We start from the raw sequence: 5,829 nt of genomic DNA, 5'->3' as shown, positions 1-5,829 counted from the left end.
AAGTTATGTATTTCCTGAACGATCTCGTCACTAACGACCCCCGTCAGCCTTATGCGCAGGGCCTTGTGGAATTCCACGTCGTCCCGGCAGAGATCGGAAAGGACCTTCCAGAGAACGGACGGGTTCCGCTCCGACAAAAGGGAGCCGATATGGGAAATACTGAAATACCCATCCCCATCAACTGCAAAGCCGGGGGAACTGTCGTATCCGTTGGTGATAACGGTGACAGGCCGAACTGTTACTTTTTTGAATTCTGCAGCGGTAGTCTTGCTGGTGGTCAGGATCTCATCAGCCGAAGAAAGTACCTTTTTTTCAAGTTCTGAATGCTTTTTCTCCGAAGCCCTGGTGAGCCTCAATGACTTGTGGTATCCTATGGTCGTCCAGGGGTCTCTGAAATCGGCTATCCAACGGATGTTTTGCCTTTCCTTAAGGCCCAATCCGATGAGGTGCAAGCTGTGGGGAGGACCGGTTGTGATCACCGTATTGATACCTTCTTTTTCCAGGATTTCCATCAGATATTTCACGGAAGGCTTTACCCAGAATTTCCTCGCATCCGGGATAAACAGGTTCCCCCTGATCCACAAAAAGATCTTATCCAGGGCCGATGGGTTGGACCGTGGAACGATCCCGGAACTGATCTCCTTTGTCTTCTTCTTTGAAAGCCAACCGGCCCAACTATAGGGTTCCCAAATCGGGCTTTTGTAAATGGTGAGATCCTCGGGAACTTCCTCGGTCAGGCTCTGGTCCAGGATTGGGTAATGCGGATTTTCAGGAATGTAGAGAACCGGCCGGATCCCGTACTCGGGGAGATATTTTACAAATTTAAGCCATCGCTGTACCCCCGGCCCGCCGGCAGGAGGCCAATAGTAGGCAACGATGAGCACTTTTTTCATGCCTGGGGGTTCTTTCTCCTACGCCTGTACACGGAAACAATCCCTCCTCCCAGGACGATCAAACCTAAAAGGACAGAGCTGGCCAGGCTGATTTTACTTCCTGTCTCAATGACCTCCGGCTCGAAGGCAAAGACGATCCGGTGCTGGCCTTCCGGAACCCTCAAGGCCCTGAGCCCGTAATTCACCCTGAAAAAGGAGGTTTTTTCACCATCTATATAAACATTCCAGCCATGGGGATAATAGAGTTCTGAAAACACAAGGACCCCGGAATGATCATTACTGGTCTCATAAGTGAGATGGTTGGGCCTGTAAGACGTCAGGTTCGCCCTGGCTGTGGAATCGACCTCAAACCGAAACCGATTGATCAGGGGAAAGTCCGAACGGTCGAAAACCGCCTCCCGTCGCAGATCGAGGCTGTCCAGGGAAAGTATTTCCTCGTTTGCCGATTCAACGGGCAACAGCAATTCAATAAACCAGGCATTCCCCAGGGCTTCGGGATTTACAGAGGCGAACCTCTGGCCTTCTTCGTTCTGCTGAATCACGTATTTTACGTTCAGCATGTTGAGGATCTGCCTGTTGTTTTTATAGATATGAAAGTCGAACAAGTCCTGGATAACGGCCGGTTTCGCAGCGTGATATCCGCCGATCGACTTGTGAAAGTAGGAGGTTCTGGCCCCATTAAGTCCTTCTCCCGTATCGTAGACACGATAGACAGAGGTATCGTTTTGAATCTGCCTGTCTGCCATGCTGGGCTGAAACGGCTGATTCATGGTCCGCTTGCTGACAAAGTCGTCTTCATCCACATAACGGAGGGCCACGCCCACCAGGTCCATACAAATGAGGCCACCGAGAAGAAGGATGGAAAGGTTCTTTTTCAATGTACCCTTGAGGAATAACCAGAGGACGGTTGCCGCAAGAAGCACGTAGACCAGTGACCTCAGGGTGTCATTGATGTAAACAGCTTCCCTGTCCCTTTTGATCATGGCGAGTACTTCATCGCCAAAATAACGTTGATAGAGGGCATCATTGAGTCCGTTGAATTCGAACATCCCTTTGATCAGGAAAATGACCACCCCTAGTCCGGCGGTGATAAAAAATGAAAATTTCAGCGCCCGTAGTTTTTCTGCCCCGGTACGATCACCACCCATCAGGGCCGAGAGGCCCAGGACCCCCAAAATAGGAATGCATAATTCGAGGACCACCTGAATGGAGGAAACCGCCCTGAACTTGCTGTACAAAGGGAAATAGTCGATCATAAAATCCGTCAGTAGCCCAAAATTCTTACCCCAGGATAACAGCAACGACAGAAGCACTCCCCCGAGTAACCACCATTTCGACCTGCCTTTCACCAGGAAAAGTGCCAGGATAAATAGGAAAATGAGGATGGCCCCTACATAGGCCGGTCCAGCTACAATGGGCTGGGATCCCCAGTAAAGTGGTAGTCCACTGGCAAACTCCAGCGCTTGTGTTCTGGGAACTCCCTGTTCCGTCAGATAGGCATAGGCCTTGGATTTTGTCCCGAGGTCCTCATTGTTAGATCCTCCAAAGAGCCGCGGCACGAAGAGGTTAAGGGATTCAGCCAGGCCGTAGCTGTATTCGGTAATATAATCCCGGCTGAGGCCGGTAGTTGCTTCCTTGGGCGAGCCGTCCGGGTTTACGGTAAGTTCTGAGACCCCCCTTGTACTCCAGTCGGCATACTCCTTGGTCGCCAGGAGGGATGTGGCATTGGTGGTCACCCCAAGGGCGACGGCCAGAATGAGAACCCCGACAGATTTCAGGAAGTTGAAGACCGTTCTCTTCCTGATGGCATCTATGAACATAGCCAGACCCAAAACGAGCACCAGGAGCATGAAATAATAGGTCATCTGGTAATGGTTGGCATTGATCTCCAGGGCCATAGCCAGGGCAGTAAGTACAAACCCCCAGAAATATTTCCCCCTGAAGCTGAGCAATATCCCGCCCAGGATCATGGGCAGGTAGGCAATCGCGTGGGCTTTGGCGTTGTGCCCTACCCCAAGAATGATGATCAGGTAGGTAGAAAAGCCAAATGCCAGGGCCCCTAGTACAGACAGCCGAAAGTCTACCTTCATGCAGCACAGCAAGATGTAAAAGCCGAGGAAGTATAAAAAGAGATAATCTGCCGGTCTGGGCAGGAACCTGAGAACCCGGTCTAATTTTTTTACGTAGTTATGGGGGTAATTGGCGCCAAGCTGGTAGGTGGGCATACCTCCGAAGGCCGCATTGGTCCAGTAGGGTTCCTCCTCGTATTCCTGCCTGAAATCGTTTTGTTCCTTGGCCATCCCGGTATACTGAATGATATCCGACTGGAGGATGACCTTGCCCTGCAACACGGGATGGAAGTAGGCCAGGGCGACAACCACAAAAAAAGTGATGGTAAAGAAATGGGTGAAGAAAGCTTTGGAGATTCCCCTCATAGAGAATGACGTGCTGGTTTATTCTATTTCCTCAAAATCTATATACTCCCCTATCTTTTCTGAGGATGCTGGTTTCTTTTTTTTGGCCGGGCCTCTGATCTCACCTTCCGGTCCTGTGAACTGCGTCTCTCCATTCTCCCTCGCTTGTTCATAGGCCTTCTGGAACCTATCCCCTGTTTTTTTCACGGCATATCGGAAGAGCCTAGGGGCCAAAATTCTCCCAATGATCCTCAACAGGAAATACACACCGATAATGATCAGCAGTGTCTTTAAAAAACCCATAATTTATTTTGTAATTATATCAAAAGTACAATTCCAGCGTTGTATTAGCAGTACAAATGTCATAAAACTTTGATAAAATAGCCCCAGATGGATGCAGCCTCAAGAACCAGCCGCTTACTCCCATATCTGATTTGCCTGAGTTTAGCCTTGCCATTTTTTGGTTTTTCCCAATACACGGAAGTGATCAATTCTAACCGACCTGGACTTTCGGTAAGTGCCTACGCAGTGGGCAAAGGAGTTGTTCAGGTAGAGTCGGGTTTCCTATACGAACAAAGGGACCATTCCAACCTGTCCTGGGAATCCACCATCATGGGTGCCGACCTGGCGTTGAGATACGGCTTTTTCAAGGAACAGCTGGAGATCATATACGAAGGCACCTACATACAACAGGATATCACCTTCACGGCTTTTGATCTGAACGAGAAGAGGAGTGATTTTTCCAGGAACCGACTGGGTATCAAATACCTCCTGTACGATCCCTTTAAAAATCCGGACAGAACCAAGCCTAATCTTTACAGCTGGAGGGCCAATAACAAATTCCAACTGCGGGATCTGGTGCCTGCGGTCTCCGTATATGCCGGGGCAACCTTTAACCTGGGTGACAATCCTTTTTATCCTGAAGACCCTATCGTGGCTCCCAGGGCCATGGTAGCGACACAGAGTAGCCTGGGATCCAGGCTGGTCTTGATCACCAACCTGATCTACGACCGCATCGGGACCGACTACCCTGAAATGGAATACCTCGTTTCCCTTTCTCACGCCTTTAAGAATCCGAAATGGAGTGTCTTTGTAGAAAACCAGGGGATCAAAAGCGACCGGTATTCTGACATCCTGTTACGAACCGGGATCGCCCATTTGTTCAGTAAGTCCTTTCAGGCCGATTTCAACATAGGTGCCAGTTTTAAAAGTACGCCGAGCAGGATGTTCGGGTCTCTGGGGTTTTCCTACCGCCTCGACTTCCACCAGGATCAGATAATCTCCATCGATGATCAGAAATCAGGACAGAACGGAGATTTTATCAAACGGAACGCTTTCAAGGACGATTCAGACACCGCCCTCCCGGGCATCTCGCCTAAGAAGATGAGAAAACTTCAGCGCAAAGCTAAAAAGAGGAATAAGAACTGATCCTTCCCTGAATCCCTGAATGCCAAAATTCCTTTAATTAATCGAGAATTAGGCTTTATTCTGTGCCCAATAATTCATATTATTGATCACACAACTCGGGTCCTATGATACGTATCAAAGAGGTGGTCAGCAAGTCTGATCTCAAGAAATTCGTCACCTTTCCCTTTTCCCTCTATAAGGACTCCCCTTATTGGGTCCCGCCTCTGATCCGGGATGAGATGGAGACCTTCGACCGAAAGAAGAATCCGGTCTTTGAACACGCCGAGGCATGGTTCTTCCTGGCTTATAAAAACGGAAAGGTCGCAGGCAGGATCGCCGCCATGATCAACTGGATCGAGGTGAACGAGCAAAAGATCCGTAAAATGCGATTTGGCTGGTTCGATTTCATCGATGACCCGGAAGTCTCGGAAGCCCTTCTTGCCAAGGCGGCAGAACTGGGCAAGGCCCATAACCTGGAATTCATGGAAGGTCCCGTAGGATTTTCAAACCTGGACAAAGTGGGAGTGCTCGTCGAAGGATTCGACCATATAGGGACCATGGTCACCTGGTACAATTATCCCTATTACCAGTCGCATTACGAAAGACTGGGTTTTGTGAAAGAAAAGGGATATGACGAAAGTAAATTTCCCAGGAGCAACGTGGATCCTGCCCTCTTTCAAAGGGTAAATGAACTGATCAAGAAGCGTTACGGACTCAGGGAGATGAATTTTAAAAAGACCAGCGATATCATGCCCTGGGTAGATAAGATGTTCGACCTGTTCAATGATACCTATGCCAGGCTCTCTTCTTTCGTCCCCATCACCCCGGTGCAGAAAGCGTATTTCAAAAAGAAATACATCGGTTTTATCAACCCGGAATACATCAAATTCATCGTAGATGCCTCAGATCAGATCATCGCTTTTGCCATTGTGATGCCCTCGTTTTCAGAAGCTCTTCAGAAAGCCAGAGGTAAATTGTTCCCTTTTGGCTGGTACCATCTTCTAAAAGCGAGGAAGGAGAGCAAGGATGCGATCTTCTATCTCATCGGCATCCTCCCTGAATACCAGAACAAGGGGGTTACTTCCATCATTTTCAACGAGTATCACGAGACCTTT

Annotated in this window: 5 protein-coding genes; 2 read left to right on the top strand and 3 right to left on the bottom strand. The window is 49.1% G+C overall.

Translation table 11 applies throughout. The features are described from left to right. The 3 genes from ABYP73_RS10875 to ABYP73_RS10865 form a co-directional block, all read right to left on the bottom strand. On the bottom strand, positions 1-893 hold an 893-nt coding region (locus ABYP73_RS10875), incomplete at its 3' end, for a glycosyltransferase (RefSeq protein ID WP_372974339.1). After that, positions 890-3,328: a YfhO family protein gene (locus tag ABYP73_RS10870; RefSeq protein ID WP_372974338.1), complete on the bottom strand. Its 2,439-nt coding sequence runs from the start codon at positions 3,326-3,328 to the stop codon at positions 890-892. The genes ABYP73_RS10875 and ABYP73_RS10870, both read right to left, overlap by 4 nt. 18 nt (positions 3,329-3,346) lie before the next feature. Next, a complete protein-coding gene (locus ABYP73_RS10865; protein ID WP_372974337.1) occupies positions 3,347-3,610 on the bottom strand; it encodes a DUF4834 family protein in 264 nt (87 codons plus the stop codon). An 87-nt stretch (positions 3,611-3,697) separates the two neighbouring features. On the opposite strand from ABYP73_RS10865, the gene ABYP73_RS10860 reads away from it, so the two are divergent. Further along, positions 3,698-4,735, top strand: coding sequence for a transporter (locus ABYP73_RS10860; RefSeq protein WP_372974336.1), 1,038 nt, complete (start codon positions 3,698-3,700; stop codon positions 4,733-4,735). A gap of 104 nt (positions 4,736-4,839) precedes the next feature. Next, a partial coding sequence (locus ABYP73_RS10855; protein WP_372974335.1) for a GTP cyclohydrolase occupies positions 4,840-5,829 on the top strand: 990 nt, incomplete at its 3' end.

This window comes from Muriicola sp. (assembly GCF_041567615.1).
Taxonomy (GTDB): domain Bacteria; phylum Bacteroidota; class Bacteroidia; order Flavobacteriales; family Flavobacteriaceae; genus Muriicola.
Note: the sequence above shows the minus strand (reverse complement) of the source record. Positions and strands in the feature narration are given on the sequence as shown.